General features: G+C 37.1%; 18 protein-coding genes. 11 read left to right on the top strand and 7 right to left on the bottom strand.

The window, feature by feature from the left end:
- The first annotated feature begins 784 nt into the window (after positions 1-784).
- From ABDZ84_RS11040 to ABDZ84_RS11030, 3 genes are all read left to right on the top strand, one after another.
- Entirely contained in the window at positions 785-1,555 is a 771-nt protein-coding gene (locus ABDZ84_RS11040; protein WP_343781486.1) for a GNAT family N-acetyltransferase, read from the top strand.
- A gap of 19 nt (positions 1,556-1,574) precedes the next feature.
- Positions 1,575-1,826, top strand: coding sequence for a Rossmann-fold NAD(P)-binding domain-containing protein (locus ABDZ84_RS11035; RefSeq protein WP_343781484.1), 252 nt, complete (start codon positions 1,575-1,577; stop codon positions 1,824-1,826).
- Between the two features lie 88 nt (positions 1,827-1,914).
- Positions 1,915-2,085: a Rossmann-fold NAD(P)-binding domain-containing protein gene (locus ABDZ84_RS11030; RefSeq protein ID WP_343781482.1), complete on the top strand. Its 171-nt coding sequence runs from the start codon at positions 1,915-1,917 to the stop codon at positions 2,083-2,085.
- A 570-nt stretch (positions 2,086-2,655) separates the two neighbouring features.
- Here the strand turns inward: ABDZ84_RS11030 and ABDZ84_RS11025 are convergent.
- Entirely contained in the window at positions 2,656-4,200 is a 1,545-nt protein-coding gene (locus tag ABDZ84_RS11025; RefSeq protein WP_026680052.1) for an ABC-F family ATP-binding cassette domain-containing protein, read from the bottom strand.
- A 448-nt stretch (positions 4,201-4,648) separates the two neighbouring features.
- Here ABDZ84_RS11025 and ABDZ84_RS11020 point away from each other — a divergent pair, with 448 nt between their 5' ends.
- The 3 genes from ABDZ84_RS11020 to ABDZ84_RS11010 all read left to right on the top strand — a co-directional run bounded on the left by ABDZ84_RS11020 (position 4,649) and on the right by ABDZ84_RS11010 (position 7,315).
- Positions 4,649-5,146 (top strand): MarR family winged helix-turn-helix transcriptional regulator, encoded by a 498-nt coding sequence (locus ABDZ84_RS11020; protein ID WP_318279715.1) that lies wholly within the window; start codon positions 4,649-4,651, stop codon positions 5,144-5,146.
- Between the two features lie 149 nt (positions 5,147-5,295).
- The gene (locus ABDZ84_RS11015; RefSeq protein WP_343781480.1) at positions 5,296-6,204 is read left to right on the top strand and encodes an EamA family transporter; all 909 of its coding nucleotides are present in this window, start codon (positions 5,296-5,298) and stop codon (positions 6,202-6,204) included.
- A gap of 31 nt (positions 6,205-6,235) precedes the next feature.
- Positions 6,236-7,315 carry a saccharopine dehydrogenase family protein gene (locus tag ABDZ84_RS11010; RefSeq protein WP_026680055.1) on the top strand — a complete coding sequence of 360 codons (1,080 nt, stop codon included), beginning with the start codon at positions 6,236-6,238 and terminating at the stop codon, positions 7,313-7,315.
- A 420-nt stretch (positions 7,316-7,735) separates the two neighbouring features.
- On the opposite strand, the gene ABDZ84_RS11005 is transcribed toward ABDZ84_RS11010, so the two are convergent.
- Genes ABDZ84_RS11005 through ABDZ84_RS10995 form a run of 3 tightly spaced genes read right to left on the bottom strand, consistent with a single transcriptional unit; the run spans position 7,736 to position 11,101 of the window.
- The gene (locus ABDZ84_RS11005) at positions 7,736-8,944 is read right to left on the bottom strand and encodes a DUF4129 domain-containing protein (protein WP_026680056.1); all 1,209 of its coding nucleotides are present in this window, start codon (positions 8,942-8,944) and stop codon (positions 7,736-7,738) included.
- 13 nt (positions 8,945-8,957) lie between these two features.
- Complete coding sequence (locus ABDZ84_RS11000; RefSeq protein WP_026680057.1) at positions 8,958-10,157, bottom strand: DUF58 domain-containing protein; 1,200 nt, start codon at positions 10,155-10,157, stop codon at positions 8,958-8,960.
- Positions 10,158-10,159: 2 nt separating this feature from the next.
- Positions 10,160-11,101, bottom strand: coding sequence for an AAA family ATPase (locus tag ABDZ84_RS10995; RefSeq protein WP_343781476.1), 942 nt, complete (start codon positions 11,099-11,101; stop codon positions 10,160-10,162).
- 139 nt (positions 11,102-11,240) lie between these two features.
- On the opposite strand from ABDZ84_RS10995, the gene ABDZ84_RS10990 reads away from it, so the two are divergent.
- Complete coding sequence (locus ABDZ84_RS10990; protein ID WP_026680059.1) at positions 11,241-12,107, top strand: aminoglycoside 6-adenylyltransferase; 867 nt, start codon at positions 11,241-11,243, stop codon at positions 12,105-12,107.
- 76 nt (positions 12,108-12,183) lie between these two features.
- On the opposite strand, the gene ABDZ84_RS10985 is transcribed toward ABDZ84_RS10990, so the two are convergent.
- The 3 genes from ABDZ84_RS10985 to ABDZ84_RS10975 all read right to left on the bottom strand — a co-directional run bounded on the left by ABDZ84_RS10985 (position 12,184) and on the right by ABDZ84_RS10975 (position 14,635).
- Positions 12,184-12,618: a VOC family protein gene (locus tag ABDZ84_RS10985; RefSeq protein ID WP_343781473.1), complete on the bottom strand. Its 435-nt coding sequence runs from the start codon at positions 12,616-12,618 to the stop codon at positions 12,184-12,186.
- A 21-nt stretch (positions 12,619-12,639) separates the two neighbouring features.
- Positions 12,640-13,554 carry a hypothetical protein gene (locus tag ABDZ84_RS10980; RefSeq protein WP_121605836.1) on the bottom strand — a complete coding sequence of 305 codons (915 nt, stop codon included), beginning with the start codon at positions 13,552-13,554 and terminating at the stop codon, positions 12,640-12,642.
- 271 nt (positions 13,555-13,825) lie between these two features.
- The gene (locus ABDZ84_RS10975) at positions 13,826-14,635 is read right to left on the bottom strand and encodes a helix-turn-helix transcriptional regulator (RefSeq protein ID WP_026680062.1); all 810 of its coding nucleotides are present in this window, start codon (positions 14,633-14,635) and stop codon (positions 13,826-13,828) included.
- A 331-nt stretch (positions 14,636-14,966) separates the two neighbouring features.
- On the opposite strand from ABDZ84_RS10975, the gene qoxA reads away from it, so the two are divergent.
- The 4 genes from qoxA to qoxD are packed head-to-tail and all read left to right on the top strand — an operon-like array spanning position 14,967 to position 18,807.
- Positions 14,967-15,941, top strand: a complete 975-nt coding sequence (qoxA, locus tag ABDZ84_RS10970; protein ID WP_034678523.1) for a cytochrome aa3 quinol oxidase subunit II — start codon at positions 14,967-14,969, stop codon at positions 15,939-15,941.
- A 39-nt stretch (positions 15,942-15,980) separates the two neighbouring features.
- Positions 15,981-17,933: a cytochrome aa3 quinol oxidase subunit I gene (gene qoxB, locus ABDZ84_RS10965; protein ID WP_026680063.1), complete on the top strand. Its 1,953-nt coding sequence runs from the start codon at positions 15,981-15,983 to the stop codon at positions 17,931-17,933.
- Positions 17,926-18,522, top strand: a complete 597-nt coding sequence (qoxC, locus tag ABDZ84_RS10960; protein ID WP_026680064.1) for a cytochrome aa3 quinol oxidase subunit III — start codon at positions 17,926-17,928, stop codon at positions 18,520-18,522. Before qoxB ends, qoxC begins: the two co-directional genes overlap by 8 nt.
- The gene (gene qoxD / locus ABDZ84_RS10955; protein ID WP_026680065.1) at positions 18,523-18,807 is read left to right on the top strand and encodes a cytochrome aa3 quinol oxidase subunit IV; all 285 of its coding nucleotides are present in this window, start codon (positions 18,523-18,525) and stop codon (positions 18,805-18,807) included.
- The last annotated feature ends 138 nt before the right edge of the window (positions 18,808-18,945 follow it).

Here is an 18,945-nt window from a genome sequence, read left to right as displayed (position 1 = left end):
GTTTGGTCACTTACCATTATACTAGACTTGGGGAGGTACTCCATTTTTTATGTCTTAAACCCATTGAGCCGCAAAGGCTCATAATTATGAAATTCACTAAGTTATAAGATAGCTAGATTATAATGAAATAAACAAGATAAAAATTGGCTGGCTCTGGCTTTTGCAGGGAGTCGGTTTTTTATTGTATAGGAAATTATAACACCGTGATTCCTTTATCTCCGTTGACTCGCTCTAGTCGCTACGTTTCTAATTGGGTACTTACGCTTTTGTTATCCCGCATACAACCGGCAGTAAGACCCCCACTTCAAGGAATAAAGTGAAACCAATATGGGTAAGTTGGGGATCAACTGCTGCCAGCAAATGTCCGATTGGATCAAAGGCTTTTAGGTCATACTCTTGTGGTACGAACAATCCGTGGAGGATAAATAAACCCTCCCTGATTGAAGTTTCACTTTAAGATAGCTAAATGAATAGGAGTCTCAAGTTAACTTGATTCTATAGGTAGTCAATAATTTTATCAAACTGTATGATTATTTTTGTATAATAGATATTGTGATTTATCTCGCATACAACTGGCAGTAAGACCCCCACTTCAAGGAATAAAGTGAAACCAATATGGGTAAGTTGGGGATCGATTGCTGCCAGTAAATGTCCGATTAGTTCAAAGGCCTTTAGGTCATACTCTTGTGGTACGAACAATCCGTGGGGGATAAACAAAACCCCACTGATTGAAGTTTCACTTTTTTTAACGTAAGGAAAAATAGGGATTGTTAGGAGAAAAGAGATGCGAAAAATAAGCTTTAATGATATTTATACGGAAAGTCACCTGGTAGTGGGAACTGAATTGTATTCGCATTATCATAACCCAGAGATGTTAATTCAATATGATAGTAATTATCTTCAATTTCATCGAATGCCCACGCTACAAGAGTTTATAGAGGCAGCAACGTATTTGAAGGAATTTCACCAGAAAAATGGACAGAAGCATGTTAAGTTTTATTTTCCTGAAAATCGTAAGCCATCAGAAGAATTAATTCAGTTTTTTCATCATCAATCTTTTGAGTATGGTTATTTAGAGTTATATGCTATTCAACCAGAACAATTTCCTATTACAGATAATCATCCCGATATTACGATACGAATCGTATCGGAAGTAAACTTCGATGACTATTTACAGGTACAATATGAACAGGATTTAGAATTCGGTGAAGAATTTGCAAAGGCAAAACCTGCTCTATATCGACGGCATTTTCAAGATGAAACGTTTATGCAAATTATGTCATATTATCAGGGTACAGCTGTCGGTTCGTTGGAAGTAATCATAAAAGAAGATACTGCTGAAATCGATGGGTTACACGTGCACCAGGCATTTCGTAAAAAGGGAATTGCTCAGCGATTACAAAAGTTTGTAATCGCTGAGCAATTCCCTAATAAAACCATTATATTAGTTGCTGATGGTGAGGATACTCCGAGAGAAATGTATATTCGCCAAAATTATCGTTATCTCGGATTCCAATATGAAGTACAAAAGGTTGATCTAAAAAAGGATGAATAACCTGGAGGGAAATCATTCCATGAAACATGTTTTGGTAGTAGGCGGAACAGGGATGCTAGCAGATGTAGTGAGCTGGTATGCTAATCAGTCAAACTATGTTTCTGTGATTGCTAGAGAGGAAGAAAAAGTAAAACGTATAAAGCATTCTACTAAACAGCAGAAACATATATATCCGATCTATGTTAATTATCGGCAAATACAGAAACTAGAGGAACAGAGTCGTTGCTTGGGTAAGGTCAGATGCCAAAGAAACATTAAAATCAATCATTAAAGTAGTTACTGATCAATTATCGGATTGGCAGCTCTTTCATATCATTAATAGTAGTGCAGATAGTGAACGAATAAAGGATTATTTATATGTGCCAGCAAATTGTCAGTATCGCCAAATACAATTGGGCTTTAAGGTCGTAAGCAACTATTCAAGATGGCTGACAAATCAAGAGATAAGCCAAGGTGTTATCGAAGGTATTCAGAAGGAAAGAAATACAATGTTACATATTGTTGGACAGGTAGAGCCTAGTGACAAATGACCATAAGTAGTGGGGAGTAATAATTTAAAACTTGAGTGTCTAGGTATACAGGAAGATAGTTGTTTTTATATGACATGTTAGGGGAATACTTATTTTAGTAATCAGTGTGGGTGCTTATGAGACTTATTAAATGCAAATAACTTAGTTTAGAATCGAAAAGGGGCTGGGACAAAACACAACGTCTTTACTCAAAATACGAATAATCATATTATCAATAGGAGTATCATTACCACACCGTGAAACTATACGCGCTTTCCACGGGCGCGGCCCCAGCTAACTTGGTGAAGAAAAACATGTTACCACGTGGATCTTCGGACGCCTGCTATTCCCGCCGGAGTCTCGCTTATTTCGGGTGCTAAATGAATGATTTTAATCAAAAAGCGAAAAGATAATTAATTTAAACTAATTATCTTTTCGCTTTTTATTGTTTCTTCATTCTTTTGTCTCTGCTTCTGTTCTTAGCTGGGAGTTTTTGTTTTTAATTGTCAATACATAACATGTCAACGGTCATTAGTCAGCTTAGCTCTCATGCGAGTGATGTTTCCTTAATAGCAAATCATTACAAATGTGTTATCTCCACTGCTCCATGTTCCATACTTGTGTTATCCAATTTTCATAAAATGTAGGTTCATGGGATACAAGAATAACACTTCCCGTATAGTTTTCTAGTGCTTCCTGAAGTGCTTGCTTTGTTACAACATCTAAATGATTCGTTGGTTCATCCAAAATGAGGAAATTACTCTTTGCTAACATTAATTTACATAAACGGACCTTTGTTTGTTCACCTCCACTAAGTGAAGAGAGTGGTTGGAAGATATGTTCGGTTTTGAGTCCGCATCTTGCAAGGTTTTGTCGTACTTCCTTTTGTGTTAAGTGTGGAAAAGCTGACCAAATTGTTTCTAATGCAGTAGTTTTGGCAATGGACGGCATTTCCTGCTCGAAATATGCTGGTAAAACCCTCTCGCCGATGGTAATGGAACCATCTAGTGCTGTTAACTCACCAAGTAATGTTTTTAATGTGGTTGTTTTTCCAATTCCATTATGTCCAACAAGCGCTACTTTTTCACCACGCTCCAATTTTAAATTTACATTGGAAAACAATGGTTTATCATAGCCGATTTGTAGATTTTCAGTTTGCAGTAATTTATTGACTGGTTGGTGAGATACGGTAAATGAAAACATTGGTTTGGGATTATTTGTCGGTTTATCCAGACGTTCCATTTTTTGTAGCTTTTTTTCCCGACTTTTTGCCATCTTGGCAGTCGATGCGCGTGCTTTATTTTTTTGTACATATGTTTCAAGCTTTTGAATCTCTGCTTGTTGTTTTTCATATTGTAAATGAATTTGTCGCCTTCTTAATGCATAGGCCGCTGAAAATTGTTGATAGTTTCCTGTGTATCTTGTTAAGTTTTTATGTTCTAAATGATAGATCACCTGAACGACCTCATTCATAAAATGAGTATCATGTGTGATTAGGATAAATGCATAGGGATACGCTTGTAAATAATTGGTTAACCAATCGATATGTGCAGTATCTAAATAGTTTGTTGGCTCATCAAGCAAAAGTACATCGGGCTTCTGTAAAAGCAGCTTAGCAAGTAATAATTTAGTACGCTGTCCACCACTTAACATACTCACATCTCTATCTAGTCCTAATTGGGTTAGTCCGAGTCCTGCAGCAACTTCTTCGATAGAAGCTGGAATGGTATAAAAATCATGTTGATCGAGCAAGGTTTGTAGTTCACTATACCGTTTCAATATGTTATCCAAATTATCAGTATGAGGATTCGCCATTTGTTCACTAAGGTCTTCCATTTCCTTCTCTGCATCAAATAATGTTTGAAATGCTCCTTGTAGAAATAGACGAATACTAGTTCCAGAAGTTAAATGAATATGTTGCTCGAGATTACCGATATGTGCTTTAGGATGCCATTCGATGGTTCCCTCATCAGCAATTAATTCTCCAGTTAACAGTTGAAAGAGGGTAGATTTGCCTGCGCCATTTGGTCCAACTAACCCGATATGTTCCCCTTTTAACAGGCGAAATGATACATCTTTTAATACTATTTTATCTCCGTAACCATGTGTCAAAGCATTTACATCTAATAAACTCATAATACCTTTCGCTCCTTGTAAATTTTATCTAAAAGCCAGCAAGTACAAGGAGGGATATACCATAAGAAACAAAAACTGGACAGAGCGTATGGACGCCCTGCCCAGTGTATAAATGGTAAATACTTAAAAAGTATACACCATGGTTATCCAATGAGTTCAGGTGTTTATCCGCTGCTTGTAACTTGCGATTGGCTTGCTAAAAATGGGCATACGTATCCCGTATTTAGGCAATAGCAAGTTGAAGCACAGCAGATAAAAACATAAATAACCTTCACTCCTTTAATCATAGTACATCCAGATTACCACGATTGGTTCTCAAACGCAAGCCTAGTTGTAGTATTATGGGAGACGTTGGTTTAGGGTTTTAGGTTAGATAGGCTAGACAAAAACTAGGTTCTCACTTTGTGATTATTAACATGACCTTTAAAAATATAATTATGGGTAATAGTTGCATTTATTTAGTTTAGTATCTATACTAATTGGTATGAAGAATAATAATTATAAGCAATTAGAGGATAGTAGCCATAGTATTGGTAAGTTAATCTTTCAACTTCGACGCCTGGAACGTAATCCTCGAACCTTCAGTGATGCGGGTACTTTGACTCCAAGTGAGATTCATGCAGTAGATGCAATTGGAGAAGACAGAAATATACTAATGAGTCAATTGGCTGATCGACTGGGAGTGACAAAAGGTGCAATTACACAGGTTGTAGGGCGTTTAGAGAAGAAGGGGATTGTGTGTCGAACCCCACACCCTGAGGATTCAAGGGCTGTAGAGATTTCATTAACAGAAAAGGGAGTAGTAGCATATCAGGCACATAGGAGACTGCATCAGAATTTTTATCGAAAGCTGAGAGAACAATTAAGTTCAGACGAAATCGCCATTTTTGAAAAATGTGTAAAAACATTTACGAGTATATTAAACGAAGAAAATGATGGTGAATAGTCACGAGCAATCAGTGGCAATCAAAAACTGCTGATTGCAATTTTTTTAAACATTTAGTTTAGAAGCTAAACTAAAAAACTTGCGGGTCCATTTTAAGACTACATGGTGTGTCTTTTAATTCAATCTTATTTTTAAAGGAGGAGTATACTATGGGTGTTATTTTTGCTATTTTATCAGCCTTTATGTTTGCTGTTAACAATGTAGTTGTAAAGAAAGGAATAAAGCGAGCTCCTCATAGTGATAACGGCTTGTTTATAACAGTTCTGATAAATGTAATTTTATTAGGTGTTCTTTGTTTCATTGTAATGGGGTTAAGGGGGTGGGACTTTCATTTTTCATGGGAAGCTTTCTTCTTCTTTTTACTTGCGGGATTGTGTACTACTGGAATAGGTAGGCTAACATTGTTTTCAAGTATTTCCTATATTGGTCCATCGAAGGCTTCTGCTATTCGAAATTCTACTCCTATTTTTACAACTATATTTGCTCTCATTTTTCTTAATGAAGAGATTACATTATTACCGGGAATTGGTATGGTTCTATTACTTGCGGGAGTATTAAATGAGGGGTTTCGATTGAATAGGATAGAAGCATCGAAACACCAACGCGATCCAAAAAGGTATTCGTATATGGGATTTGGATTAGCGGTATTCTCTGCCTTGATCTTCGGAGTTGGCCAAGGAATTAGAAAACAAGGTTTAATCGAAATGAATGATGCTTTTTTTGGTGTATGGGTGGGGACACTGGCTTCTTTAGTTTTCGTTATTTGTTATCAATCCATTCGTGGAGAGTTTATTACTAATATAAGGAAAAATGTTAGGGTAATTAATCCTTACTACCTTATTTCTGGTGTATTAACAAGTATAGGTCCGTTGTTCTTCTTCCTAGCAACTCAAAGAATGCAGGTTTCATATGTAAGTGTTATTGCGGCTGCTGAACCAATACTAACTATATTCCTAACCACAGTAATTTTTAGAGGGATTGATTCAGTTACCAAGTATACTTGGATAACCATAACAATGATGTTCCTTGGAACAGTACTCATTGTAATTCATATCTAGCCATTTTATAAAAGAGAAAGGAAGAAACAATATGAAGGACCATATACTTGTCGTAGGTGGGTATGGCCATGTAGGAAGATTGATTTGCCAACAGCTGGGGAATTTATATCCTGACAAAGTAATCGCCGCTGGAAGAAGCTTTAGTAAAGCAAGAGAATTTTGCAGTACAACAAATGGCTCGGTGATACCTCTTGAATTAGATATAACAAAGTCGTTACCATCAGATTTATTTGAAACAGTAAGGATAGTAGTAATGTGCCTTGATCAAAAAGATACAGGTTTCATACAGGCTTGCTTTGCAAATAACGTAGATTATATTGATATTTCTGCAAATCATTCATTCCTATCGCGTATCGAAGAACTACAAACAGAAGCAATGAATCATAAAACAGCTGCAGTGTTAAGCGTTGGTTTAGCCCCAGGACTTACAAATCTATTAGCTCGTCATACAAAAAGCTACCTAGATAATACAGAGGAAATGGATATATATGTCATGCTAGGATTGGGAGATCGACATGGTAGGGCAGCGATTGAATGGACAATAGATAATCTGAATACAAGATTTCAGGTTTATTCAAATTGGGAAAAGGTCAATGTGGACACATTTAGCAGTGGGAAAACTACATATTTTGGTAAGGAGCTTGGAGAAAGAAAGGGATATCGTTTTTATTTTTCAGATCAAAATTCCCTTCCTCATACCTTGCAGATACCCACTGTATCTACTCGACTATGCTTTGATTCCAAAGTTATAACGTATGTAATCATGTTACTTAAACGAGTAGGAATATTTCGTTTAATAAAATATCAATCTATACGAAAAGTGATGGTATGGCTTTTCAGTAAAATCAGATGGGGAAAGGAGTTATATGCATTGAAAATCGATGCATTTGGAGAGGTTAGTGGTAAAAGAGTGAAAGCGGAGTGTAGCATTCAAGGTCGGCAAGAAGCTTTGTTAACTGCTAAGATAGCAGCTAAGCTTACAGAAAAACTATACACTATGAAAGGATTGAATGGAATCTATCATCTGGAAGAGCTTTTTGACATAGATTCATTCTATCCAGATGTCATAGCACCCCATGTTCGTATAACTGAATATAGAAATAATAGTTAATTTAAAGGCTACCAATAGCTATAACCAGTCATATCAGAAGTAGAAAGCAACAGAAAAATAATATTTTGCAAGCAGAAGATGTCGTCCTTAGCATGAGCTTACTGTAGAAAATAATAGTGCTTGTGTATAACCAATTCAAATCTAGTATTTTAACAGCTTTTTTTGAAAAGGGAACGGGACATAACTAAAATGGTCCATTCCAAAACACAATGTACTAGCCCGGAACTATATGTAGACTCCTAGAAAAGACGAGCGCTTTTTTCTGCTTGCGATGTATTGCCTAGCAAGGGGAGGGCTGACAGCCGCCAGAGGAATGCGAAGTATATTTCCGGAACCGCTTCGCTGTGTTTGGGCACTTTTATACTCGTTTCTGTCGATTTTTGTTCCTATAGGAGCTGCAAAACAGATTGTTGACAAAGATTAGTCTAAAGCCAGATCTGATTGAAGCTTCTGTAAATGCGCTTCAAATGTTTTTCTTTCTTTATCTGTTAAATGATTACCGCCATACCGTACGGCTTGATAAAGATAAAGTGGTGCATGCTGTACGCCTAAACGTTGAAACCATTCTTCGATTGTTTCGGTCGGCTTTCTTCCAATACCTTTTTTCTGTGCTTTTTTTTCAAATTTTAGTATCTGCTGACGAACTTGATCAAGTGAATTTGTACGAAATGGCGTCAGAAATCGACCTTTCTTTTTATTTGCATTTTTCTCTTTACTATCTAAAGGAGTGGAGGTAAACGGCGGTATATTTTCCTGTTTGTACGTAAAAACAGGTTTCTTACGATAGTATAAAAACAGGGAAATAACTAAAATTGCTCCCAAAGTTACGCCGATTAGCCAAAGCCAAGGGTAAGATGATTGCCCTCCGTCAGCTGCTAAATTTTTTAATGCTTCGAACGGATTATCCTCTTCTGCCATTTTTGCTACCATTTCTTCGTAATTTTCTTTTTTGTTGTTTTGAAAGAATTCAGGGTCGAATCCGGCTATGTCTATACCATTTGCGAAGATAGTACCGATGAAAACAATTACTTGGCTTATACCAAACCAAAGGAAGCTAATTACTGGTACTACTCCATAAAACATAAAGAACAAGGTAACGCTGATGATTGAAATTGCAATGAAAATTCCGACGATATATTGTAAGGAACTGAGGGACTGCTGCTGACTGGCTTGAATATGACTTGAAACATACCCAGCAATTAGAATGAATAATAGTACAGCTGCCATCCAGAAGTGAGTAGTGTCAAAAAACCAAACGGAATCAATCAGAAAAAAGAAAGCTAACCATGTGATTATATGAATCTGGTTTTGTACATCAGGGACTTGTTGATGTTTGAAAAATCTCCACGTCATATATAGCGAAAAAGCAAGGCTAATTAAAATAGGATACGAAAATATCAACACTAATATTGCCCAGTTTATACTGATTGAAACAATAAAGAAGATTTGATTGTTCATAAATTTACTAAGTGTAGTCTGAATGATGATGAGCAGTACTACCGCAATAATGAAACTCCATGAAGGGACGGGAAAAGCAGACTGTACAAAAAAAGGGACTAAAATAAAGTACAAAAGAATTCCTTCATAGAATAACTGATAGTATTTTGTCATTTTAGTTTTTATCCACATGTTTTAAAACCCCTCATTTGGGAATTTGTTGGAGGGTGTTACTCTCCTCTGATCCTGCAATAAAATAACACCTCTTGCCTTGTGTATTCCATTTTCGAATGAGTAATTCACTAGCTGATGTGATTTCACCAACGAAGACAATTAAATTTGAATCTGCCATTTTTGTTGTAGCCTGATGCAGCACTTCCTCCATTTTCATTATATTAGAAGTTACTCCATCTACACGGGCAAGCATTTCCCATACTTTTTTTAGCTGATTATTACCTTGATTTAACTCAACATGGTAGGGTTTATTCCCATACTGTTTCAAATTAATATAAATGGAGAAAGGATACCCTTGCTCGGTAATACTTTGGCAAAGGAAAGCTGCTTTTGAAATGATGGACTCTAGATCTCCACTGGTATAGCGATTGCCAATTTGCGAAGTCAAGGAAATATTGACAAAAATGGTCCATGAAATATTACGGTTGCGTTCATATATTTTAGTTTGTAATTTGTTTCTTTTGGCTGATGCCTTCCAATGTACTCGAGAAAAGGAATCTGACGGTATATAATCCCTAGTGCCGAGCGGGTGAAGGAGATCCTCAAATGGCGACAATAAGGTCGCCTGGTTTCCGAATGTCATCTGTTTAAAGCTTTCCATTCCATGTACGGGCAATGGGGTTGGATAGATAATAATCTCTGTTTGATATTTTTGAAGGTACGTCAAGTGTATAGCTTCAAAATTCAGGAGGTGAGGAAATACGATACCAACATTAGAAACACCTGTGACACCACGTTCCATCGCTTTAATCGGTATAGCTAGCTTAACAGAACTTTTCCCTTTTAATACAAAGGGCACACGAAAGGAAATGCGTCTCATTCTTTCTGCTGCTATTTCCTTGTTTGTTCCAGCTACCTTTTGGTTTGTTTGCATCTCGAATGTACCGTTAAAATAGGGAAGGAAAGACTTGTTTTTTAGTACAATTTCAATAGTGGCTTCTTCTCCCTCTGTTAAGCGGAGTGTTCTTTTAGGATTCTCTATGATAAGTCCCTTTGCAATATTCCTATCATAGATCAATCCGAGAAAGATAAGCAATAAGATCATTCCAGCGAACATGAAGATAAAAGGCTGTTTTATCCAAACACTTAGGATAACCAGTATGAGAGTTAAAATAATTAACAGTCCTCGTATTTTCACTTTGTTATCAGTAGTGTTTATTTGCCATTGCATAATTAGTGAGACTCCAATTCCACAGGTACGTTAACCTGTCCTAAGATTTCGTACAGAACATCTTGGCTAGATTTTTTAATCGATCCTTCTAGTGTAAGCATCATTCGATGTGAAAGTATATATGGTGCCAACTCTTTTATATCCTGAGGATTAACAAAATTTCGAGCTTGTAAATAAGCATGTGCTTGGGCTGCTCGCATAAAGGCTAGTGCTCCACGTGTGCTTGCACCTAGTATACTATCAGGGTGGGTTCTCGTTTCCTGAATAATCTCTAATAAGTAATCCTTCACGACATCTGATACTTCTACGTGCATAATTTCCCGTTGCATCTTAATTATTTCTTCTGCTTGTAACAACGGTTGAATATTGTCAATTGGGTCATTCAACTGATTTGTAGACAAAATGCTTTTCTCCTGATCTGCTGTTGGGTATTGTAAAGGAATCTTCATTAAAAAACGATCTAATTGGGCCTCGGGTAACGGGAAAGTACCTTGATTCGATTCAATTGGATTCTGTGTTGCAATTACGAGAAAAGGAGAATTTATATGAATGGTTTCTCCCTCAATGGTTGTTTGTTGTTCTTCCATGACTTCCAATAGACTTGATTGCGTACGAGGAGTGGCACGATTAATTTCATCCACTAGTAATACATTAGTCTGGATGGGGCCAATCCTCATTTCAAATGACTGTGACTTTGGATTAAAGAATTGGATACCAGTAATGTCGCTAGGCAAAACATCTGGGGTAAATTGAACACGCTTGAAATCCACATTACTTATTTTGGAAAAGGACTTAGCAAGTTTTGTTTTACCAGAACCAGGCGTACTCTCCAGCAAGATGTGTCCCTTTGCCAATAATGAAACAAAGATAAGATGAACGACTTTTTCTTGTCCGATAATAACTTGGTTTAGTATTTCTTTTGCTCTGTTTACTTTTTCGATCATATTATGTACCTCCGAGTGATAGAATCCAAAAAATTAAACTGAGACTATTATACCACTACTAAACTTCTTTTTTCCATATTTTCTAACTATTTAAACGAAAGATGTTATACTTAAAGTATTTTAGAATGGAGGAGATAAGTTGCGTTCTGTGGATCAAATAATGAATCTAGTATTAGCTGTTGCTAAAGCGGATAATCGTATACGTGCTGTAGGAATGAATGGTTCGCGTACAAATGCGAATGCACCAGTCGATCCATTTATGGATTATGATATTGCTTTTTTAGTAAATGACATACAATCTTTTATGAAAGACACAGGTTGGATTGATGTGTTTGGTGAACGGATAATTATGCAAACACCTGAAGATATGAAGCTGTTTCCTCCAGAATTGGGAAATCGATTTTCCTATTTAATGTTATTTACCGATGGTAATCGAATTGATCTTACATTAGTACCCATTGAGGAGATGGAAATTTATCTAAATGAAGATTCGTTAACGAAGATAGTGTTAGATAAAGATAATCGTATCTCAGAACTACCATTTCCAACCGATCAGGATTATTGGGTAAAGCCACCAACAGCTGCATTCTTCGCTGACTGTTGCAACGAATTTTGGTGGGTAACAACTTATGTGGCAAAAGGGTTATGGCGTTGCGAAATGCTTTATGCGATGGATCATATGAATCTTGTTCGATCGATGCTACGTAAAATGTTAGAGTGGCATGTCGGAATAGAAACAAACTTTAAGATAAGTGTTGGAAAAAACGGTAAATATTTAAAGCGATACTTGCAGGAAGATACGTGGTATCAGTTATTACAAACATATCCTGAAGGGAACAATGATTCATGCTGGCGAGCATTGTTTGTGATGTGTGAGTTGTTTGAAAAAACATCACAGCTGGTGGCAAACGTATATGATTTTACATATCCTCGTCAAGAAGCACAACAAGTGCTCGAATTTCTACAACATGTAAAGAAATTGCCTAATGATGCCACTGAAATTTAAGAATGCACACGGAAAGGAATAATTTCATGTTTAGGTATAGAGCTGTCATTGGACAGCTCTTAGCTCTGCCATAAATTTACTCATATCGGTTATATTCCAATTCCCATGCTGGATTCCAAACAATTTCCCAAAGGTGCCCATCAGGATCTTGAAAGTGACCAGAATAACCACCCCAAAATGTATCGTGAGCAGGGTCTGTTATGATAGCACTTGCATTTTTAGCTTGTTCCATAACTTCATCAACCTCTTCACGACTTTTAGTATTATGTCCAATTGTACATTCTGTTGAACTCGGTTCACCTAGTTCTATCTTGGCTTCGTGTGCAATATCCGTTCGTTTCCAGATAGCGAGCTTTATTCCTGCCTGCAATTCAAAAAAAGCAACTGCCCCATGCTCAAACTCACTACCAACAATGCCTTCTGTAGGTAGTCCAAGGCCGTCCCGATAGAATTGAAGTGAGCGTTCTAGATCATCTACGCCCAATGTAAGAACAGTTATAGATGGTTTCATATTTCCTACCTCCAGAACAAATTATATAGGAAGATACTTAAAATTCCTTAATATTCGTAATGCTTGTAATGTGAGTATGCCTTTCCATTCTTTTTCTGCTATGGGCCAATCGTTTTCATATTGGTGCCATTCCCAGTTAGGTGCCCATGCGCCATCGGTTGCCTGTTGACCTATTAGATGATCTAGTTCCATTGGAAGTATATTGGCGAATTTACGATAATGTGTTGATTTGGGCGAATCAATAATTTGTAATGGTCCTGCCACATATCCTTCTCTCTTTGCAGGATCTGCAATGACACAATTATTAATAAAGCGCTGTAGCCTATCCTCGATTTTTGTACGTTTCTTCGTATTTAGCTTAAGCTGTTCGTATAAGCGAAGGTAACAGAAAAGTTCATGCATCTCTGCTAAATCACAGGTCTCTAATAAATGCTGAATTGCATAATCAATGAGCATATCAAGTTTTTCGTAAGTTACTAGGTCCCGATATTGTATGAAGAAACCTACAATATCTGCATTTGGATTACCCCAATTGTCGGAGAATACACCATATTGCCACCAGATTGCACGTGGGGATCGCTCTGCCTCGACTGGAATTATATCCCATCCCGTATGATCATCTTGATAAGAAGTGATAAAGTAGTCAAGTGCTTGGCAAACAACATTCTTTTTTTCCTCGAATGCAGGTAATTCCCCAAGTATTCCAAGTGCATATGTCGTTGCTAATGCAGAGGATTCATTACAGCGAAGATCTGGTTCCAGTCCATGACCAAAACCTCCATCTGGATTTTGAAAAGCAATTAATTCTTGGAGTGCTTTTTTATAATTAGTAGCTTCAAACTCGTATTCATAAAGTGCTCGTTCAAGTGGTCTTGCATGATTTTTCATAAAATGTTGAGCGAGCTTGAAAGAACTTATATCCATTTTTTTTGTCATCGTGTTCACTCCTTTATATTGTGGTAAACACATAATAGCATAAGAATGAATGTACGTTATTGTAAAAAACGGACAATCGAATCTAAGTTTTACCCCGCATATAACTGGCAGTAAGCCCCCTACTTCAGGGAATAAAGTGAAACCAATAAGGCTAAGTGTGGAATCAATTGCCAGTAAATGTCCGATTGGTTCTAGAGCCTTTAGGGCATACCCTTGTGGTACTACCAATCCTTGGGGAATAAATAAAATCCCCAAGGATTGAAGTCTTCCTTTATTTTAATAGAATCTGCTTCGGTGACTGGCCGTAATGACGTTTGAATTGATGAATATAATGCGATTGATCGTAATAACCATAATTTGCTGCTATGTTAGATAACGATGAGGGATTATCATGTAGTTCTTTTAATGAACTTTGAAATCGAATAATATTAGAAAATGCTTTAGGACTGACACCTAATTCCTTCTTGAAGACCCTTCTAATCGTTCTTTCACTAAAATGGGTCTTTTCTGCTAGTGTGCGTATGGGGAAGATACCCAGATTTGTAAACAAGTATTGCATACTTGTTTCTAGTAATAAATCTGTGCGATGTGTATTTTTTGATAAAAGCTTTACTAACTTCATTTCAATTTTGTTAATTTTCTCTGGAAGGTTTTTCGACAATAGCAAATCTTCCTGCAAAAGCGAAGCCTCCTGCCCCCATATATCCTCAAGAAGTACTTGGGTATCCATTAATTCGGCGGGAGGATACATAATAAATCGGCGTGCCGTATCTGCATAAAAACGAATTCCTAACAGGTTTTGTTTTTGCCTGAGTTTCATTGTTTCAAATGTGGTCATTAAGCCGACAGCAAAGGAGCCCTTTGCTAAGGAAGTTGATTGAAGGTCGAATATAATATCGATACAGCCGTCTGGAACAATTCGATGTAATGGATAGGTATCTAACGGATGGTAATGGACAGACCAGTAACATACAACATAATCAGATAAAAGCTTACTAGGTAAATATTCTTGATATTGATAGTTTGGGTTTCCTAGGCTCTTTTCAAAGATTGGTGGTTGTAAAGGATAATAATTTCGCATGTTATTTCCCTCTCTAAGGAATAATTCGCAGATAGGACAACTTCATGATTCGATTTTGCTCTATTATATACCGTATCTCTATATAGTTCCATGCTAGCTTAGCTAGGAAAGAGAAGGTAACTTAATATTTCCTTTTACGTATTGACATATTTTATTCAATTAATGTTCATTTTTTTGTACCAAACTCCGTGAACATTTTCTGACAACCAGCACATTCTATTGTTTTTCACCGTATATGGTATTAAGATAGATGAATGGATTTTGTGAAGTATGTAACAAAAATATTTCAATACATTTCATATCAACAACATGCAGGGGAGGGTATCTCTTTATGAAGATTAAATGGGCGATACTAGCATCGCTATTCACATTATTAGCGGTGCTAACAGGTTGTGAGCCATTGTTAGTTTTGGATCCAAAAGGGCCACAGGCGCAAACACAAGCCAATGTCATTTGGATATCAATAGCAATTATGGCTGTGATCGTAATTGTAGTATTTGCAATGCTAGTATATATACTATTTAAATATCGTGCATCTAAACAACCAGATTCATATGAACCACCGTATATTAAAGGAAATATTATTGTTGAATCACTAATAGTAGGGATTCCAGTACTAATTGTAATTGTTTTATCCATTATCTCCGTCCAGAGTAACTACAAAGTGGAAGCAACTCCAGAAGGATACGAGAATGATGAACCTTTAGTTGTATATGCATCTTCATCCGATTGGAAATGGCATTTTAGTTATCCTGAACAGGACATTGAAACAGTAAATTATCTATATGTACCAACAGATAGACCGCTTGAATTTAGACTCTATTCATATGGGCCGATAACTAGTTTTTGGATACCACAACTTGGTGGTCAAAAATATGCTATGTCTGATATGATTACTACCCTTCATTTAGGTGCAGATGTACCAGGTGAATATATGGGTAGAAATGCAAACTTTAGTGGTGAAGGATTCGCTGAGAATACATTTAGTGTAGAAGCAATGCCTCAAAAAGAATTTGATGAATGGGTTGATGAAGTTAAACAAACTGCAGACCCACTTACTGAAGATAAATTTGATGAATTGCTGGAGCCAGGGCACCTGGGTCAATTAACATTTACTGGAACTCACCTAGAATTTATGCCTCCGCCAGAAGGTCATCATGGTGGACATAATCATGGTTCTACCTCGGAAGATGATCATAGTGAACATGAAGGTGATTCTAGTGTAGAGCAGGATGAACATGAACAACACAATTCGGATTCCGGTCATGCAGATGAGACAAATGAGCACACAGAAGATCATCATTAAGATTTAGTACATCGGGTTATCCGGAAAGGAGTAAGAAAAATGGACTTTTTTGAACGTTTTATGATCCCACATCCAAGTCCTGCGATATATGCTGCTATGGTTGCTATTGTCCTCACTTCAATAGCAATCGTAGTTGGTCTTACCTATTTTAAAAAATGGGGGTATCTATGGCGGGAATGGATTACAACCGTTGACCATAAAAAAATTGGAATTATGTATTTAATATCCGCCTTGCTAATGCTATTTAGAGGTGGGGTAGATGCATTAATGATGCGAGCACAGACAGCTGTTCCAGAGAACGCACTGCTGGACGCGCAGCATTATAATGAAATATTCACCACACATGGCATCGTTATGATTATCTTTATGGCAATGGCATTTATCATTGCATTAATGAACTTTGTTATACCGTTACAGATTGGTGCAAGGGATGTTGCTTTTCCTCGATTAAATGCAGTTAGTTTTTGGCTGTACTTTATGGGTGCAATGTTATTTAACCTTTCCTTTGTCATTGGTGGATCACCAAGCTCAGGTTGGACGTCTTATTTTCCACTTGCTGGAGATGAGCTAAGTCCGTCTGTCGGGACAAATTATTACATGCTAGCTCTGCAAATATCCGGGCTTGGTACGTTAATAACAGGTATTAACTTTATTGTGACGATCCTTAAAATGCGTGCACCTGGTATGACGCTTATGAAAATGCCGATGTTTACATGGTCAGGGTTAATTACAAACGTCATTATTGTATTTGCCTTCCCAGTTCTTACCGTTGCATTAGCGATGGGAACTATGGATCGTTTGTTTGCAACGAATTTCTTTACAACGACAGATGGCGGAATGGATATGCTCTGGGCTAACCTGTTTTGGGTTTGGGGACATCCAGAGGTTTATATTTTGATTCTGCCAGCTTTCGGTATTTATAGTGAGGTAATCTCTACTTTCTCTCGAAGGAATTTATATGGTTACAATTCCATGGTCGCTTCCATGGTCATTATTTCCTTACTTTCCTTTGTCGTATGGGTACACCATTTCTTTACAATGGGTCAAGGAGCAATGGTTAATAGTATCTTCTCCATTACTACTATGGCTATTGCGATCCCGACTGGAATTAAGATCTTTAACTGGTTGTTAACCATGTGGAAAGGAAAAATTCAGTTTACTGTACCTATGTTGTATTCGTTAGGGTTTATTCCGATCTTTACCATAGGTGGTGTGACCGGTGTAATGCTTGGAATGTCAGCTGCTGATTATCAATATCATAATACGATGTTTTTAGTAGCACACTTCCACTTAGTAATTATACCTGGTGTTGTCTTTGCGATGATTGCTGGTCTTACGTACTGGTGGCCGAAGATGTTTGGGTTTATGTTAAATGAACGAATTGGTAGATGGGCGTTTGGTTTTATTGCTGGCGGAACTTGCCTTGCCTTCTTCCCAATGTTTATTTCTGGATTAGATGGGCAAGCTCGTCGTATGTACACGTACTCTGAATCTACTGGCTTCGGATTTTGGAATATGCTCTCATTCATTGGAGCTTTAGGTCTTGCAGTTGGGTTTATCCTCATTGTATACAATATTTACTATAGTACACGTTATGCATCAAGAGATATTGGCGATGATCCATGGAATGCACGTTCATTAGAATGGGCAACACATAATCCAGTACCTGAGTACAACTTTGCCATTACACCACAAGTAAATTCTAGTCAGGCATTCTGGGATTCCAAGAAAAATGGTCATACATTATTTAAAGGTGGATATAAAGAAATTCATATGCCTAATAATAGTGGTGTACCATTTGTTATGAGTGTGTTTTTCTTCATCTTTGGATTTGCCTTTGTATTTAGCATGTGGATTACAGCGGTAGTTTCATTGATTGGTATATTTGCATGTATGCTTCATCGCTCATTTGAGAAAGATCATGGGCATCATATTTCCGTTGCGGAAATTGAAAGAACTGAATCGGAATTGCGGGGTGCTAGAAATGAATAAGGATAACACGCAACCGCTTGAATATAGTACAGAGCAAGGACGTATGAATATATTAGGTTTCTGGATATTTATTGGAGCAGAAATCATGTTGTTTGGAACACTATTTGCTTCCTATTTTACGTTGGAAGGTCGTACAGGAGCTGGACCAACAGGTGCCGAGATATTTGAAATCTCCCCAGTTCTTGCAGAAACGCTTCTATTATTAACTAGTAGTTTTACAATTGGTTTAGGTGTTCATGCTATGCGTCTCGGTAGACAGAAAGCAATGATGACATTTTTCATCATTACATTAGTACTTGGTGCTGCTTTCTTGAGCTTTGAAGTGTATGAGTTTATTCATTATGTCCATGAAGGTGCTGGTATACAGACTAGTGCATTCACATCTATTTTATTAACGACATTAGGTACACACGGCGCGCACGTAACATTTGGGTTGTTTTGGGGAATTATGATAATGATTCAAGTGATTAAACGAGGACTGACTCCAGAAACAGCTAATAAATCATTTATTTTCTCTCTTTACTGGCATTTCCTAGACGTTGTTTGGATTTTTATATTCAGCTTCGTTTATTTGAAAGGAATGATGTAAATGAAAGAATTATTCCCGATTAAGCATGTGATGGGCTTTGTTTTCTCGTTGATTTTGACTAGCGTCGCGCTGTTAGTATATATCTTGGATATGTCATTTGCTCTTGGGTTGACGATCCTGCTTATTACCGCATTTGCCCAAGCAGCATTGCAATTAGTCGTATTTATGCACGCTGGTGAATCTGAAGATAAAGGTGCGATTTATACAAGTGTGTACTACGGTATTATCATTGCTGTACTTACGGTATTTGGTACGCTATTGGCAATGATTTGGGGTTATGTATAAGAATAACGGCTATTGATACCTGAGCATATTAGGGTAGATCAGGTGCCTAAAAAATCAGTTATAACTATAAAAGGGGCTGGGACAAAACCCAGTAACTGAAAAAAGTGGTACGCCAATTTAGGGCGTATCACTTTTTTT

The sequence above is a fragment of the Virgibacillus salarius genome, assembly GCF_039521925.1.
Classification (GTDB): Bacteria; Bacillota; Bacilli; order Bacillales; family Amphibacillaceae; genus Virgibacillus; species Virgibacillus salarius.
The sequence above is the reverse complement of the archived record's forward strand: the minus strand, read 5'-3'. Positions and strand labels throughout refer to the sequence as shown.

What these genes read in the sequence shown, in the direction of transcription:
- ABDZ84_RS11040 (WP_343781486.1), top strand. Translation starts at nt 785, where the DNA reads ATGCGAAAAATAAGCTTTAATGATATTTATACGGAAAGTCACCTGGTA.
- ABDZ84_RS11035 (WP_343781484.1), top strand. Translation starts at nt 1,575, where the DNA reads ATGAAACATGTTTTGGTAGTAGGCGGAACAGGGATGCTAGCAGATGTA.
- ABDZ84_RS11025 (WP_026680052.1), bottom strand. Translation starts at nt 4,200, where the DNA reads ATGAGTTTATTAGATGTAAATGCTTTGACACATGGTTACGGAGATAAA.
- ABDZ84_RS11015 (WP_343781480.1), top strand. Translation starts at nt 5,296, where the DNA reads ATGGGTGTTATTTTTGCTATTTTATCAGCCTTTATGTTTGCTGTTAAC.
- ABDZ84_RS11010 (WP_026680055.1), top strand. Translation starts at nt 6,236, where the DNA reads ATGAAGGACCATATACTTGTCGTAGGTGGGTATGGCCATGTAGGAAGA.
- ABDZ84_RS11005 (WP_026680056.1), bottom strand. Translation starts at nt 8,944, where the DNA reads ATGTGGATAAAAACTAAAATGACAAAATACTATCAGTTATTCTATGAA.
- ABDZ84_RS11000 (WP_026680057.1), bottom strand. Translation starts at nt 10,157, where the DNA reads ATGCAATGGCAAATAAACACTACTGATAACAAAGTGAAAATACGAGGA.
- ABDZ84_RS10995 (WP_343781476.1), bottom strand. Translation starts at nt 11,101, where the DNA reads ATGATCGAAAAAGTAAACAGAGCAAAAGAAATACTAAACCAAGTTATT.
- ABDZ84_RS10985 (WP_343781473.1), bottom strand. Translation starts at nt 12,618, where the DNA reads ATGAAACCATCTATAACTGTTCTTACATTGGGCGTAGATGATCTAGAA.
- ABDZ84_RS10980 (WP_121605836.1), bottom strand. Translation starts at nt 13,554, where the DNA reads ATGACAAAAAAAATGGATATAAGTTCTTTCAAGCTCGCTCAACATTTT.
- ABDZ84_RS10975 (WP_026680062.1), bottom strand. Translation starts at nt 14,635, where the DNA reads ATGCGAAATTATTATCCTTTACAACCACCAATCTTTGAAAAGAGCCTA.
- qoxA (WP_034678523.1), top strand. Translation starts at nt 14,967, where the DNA reads ATGAAGATTAAATGGGCGATACTAGCATCGCTATTCACATTATTAGCG.
- qoxB (WP_026680063.1), top strand. Translation starts at nt 15,981, where the DNA reads ATGGACTTTTTTGAACGTTTTATGATCCCACATCCAAGTCCTGCGATA.
- qoxC (WP_026680064.1), top strand. Translation starts at nt 17,926, where the DNA reads ATGAATAAGGATAACACGCAACCGCTTGAATATAGTACAGAGCAAGGA.
- qoxD (WP_026680065.1), top strand. Translation starts at nt 18,523, where the DNA reads ATGAAAGAATTATTCCCGATTAAGCATGTGATGGGCTTTGTTTTCTCG.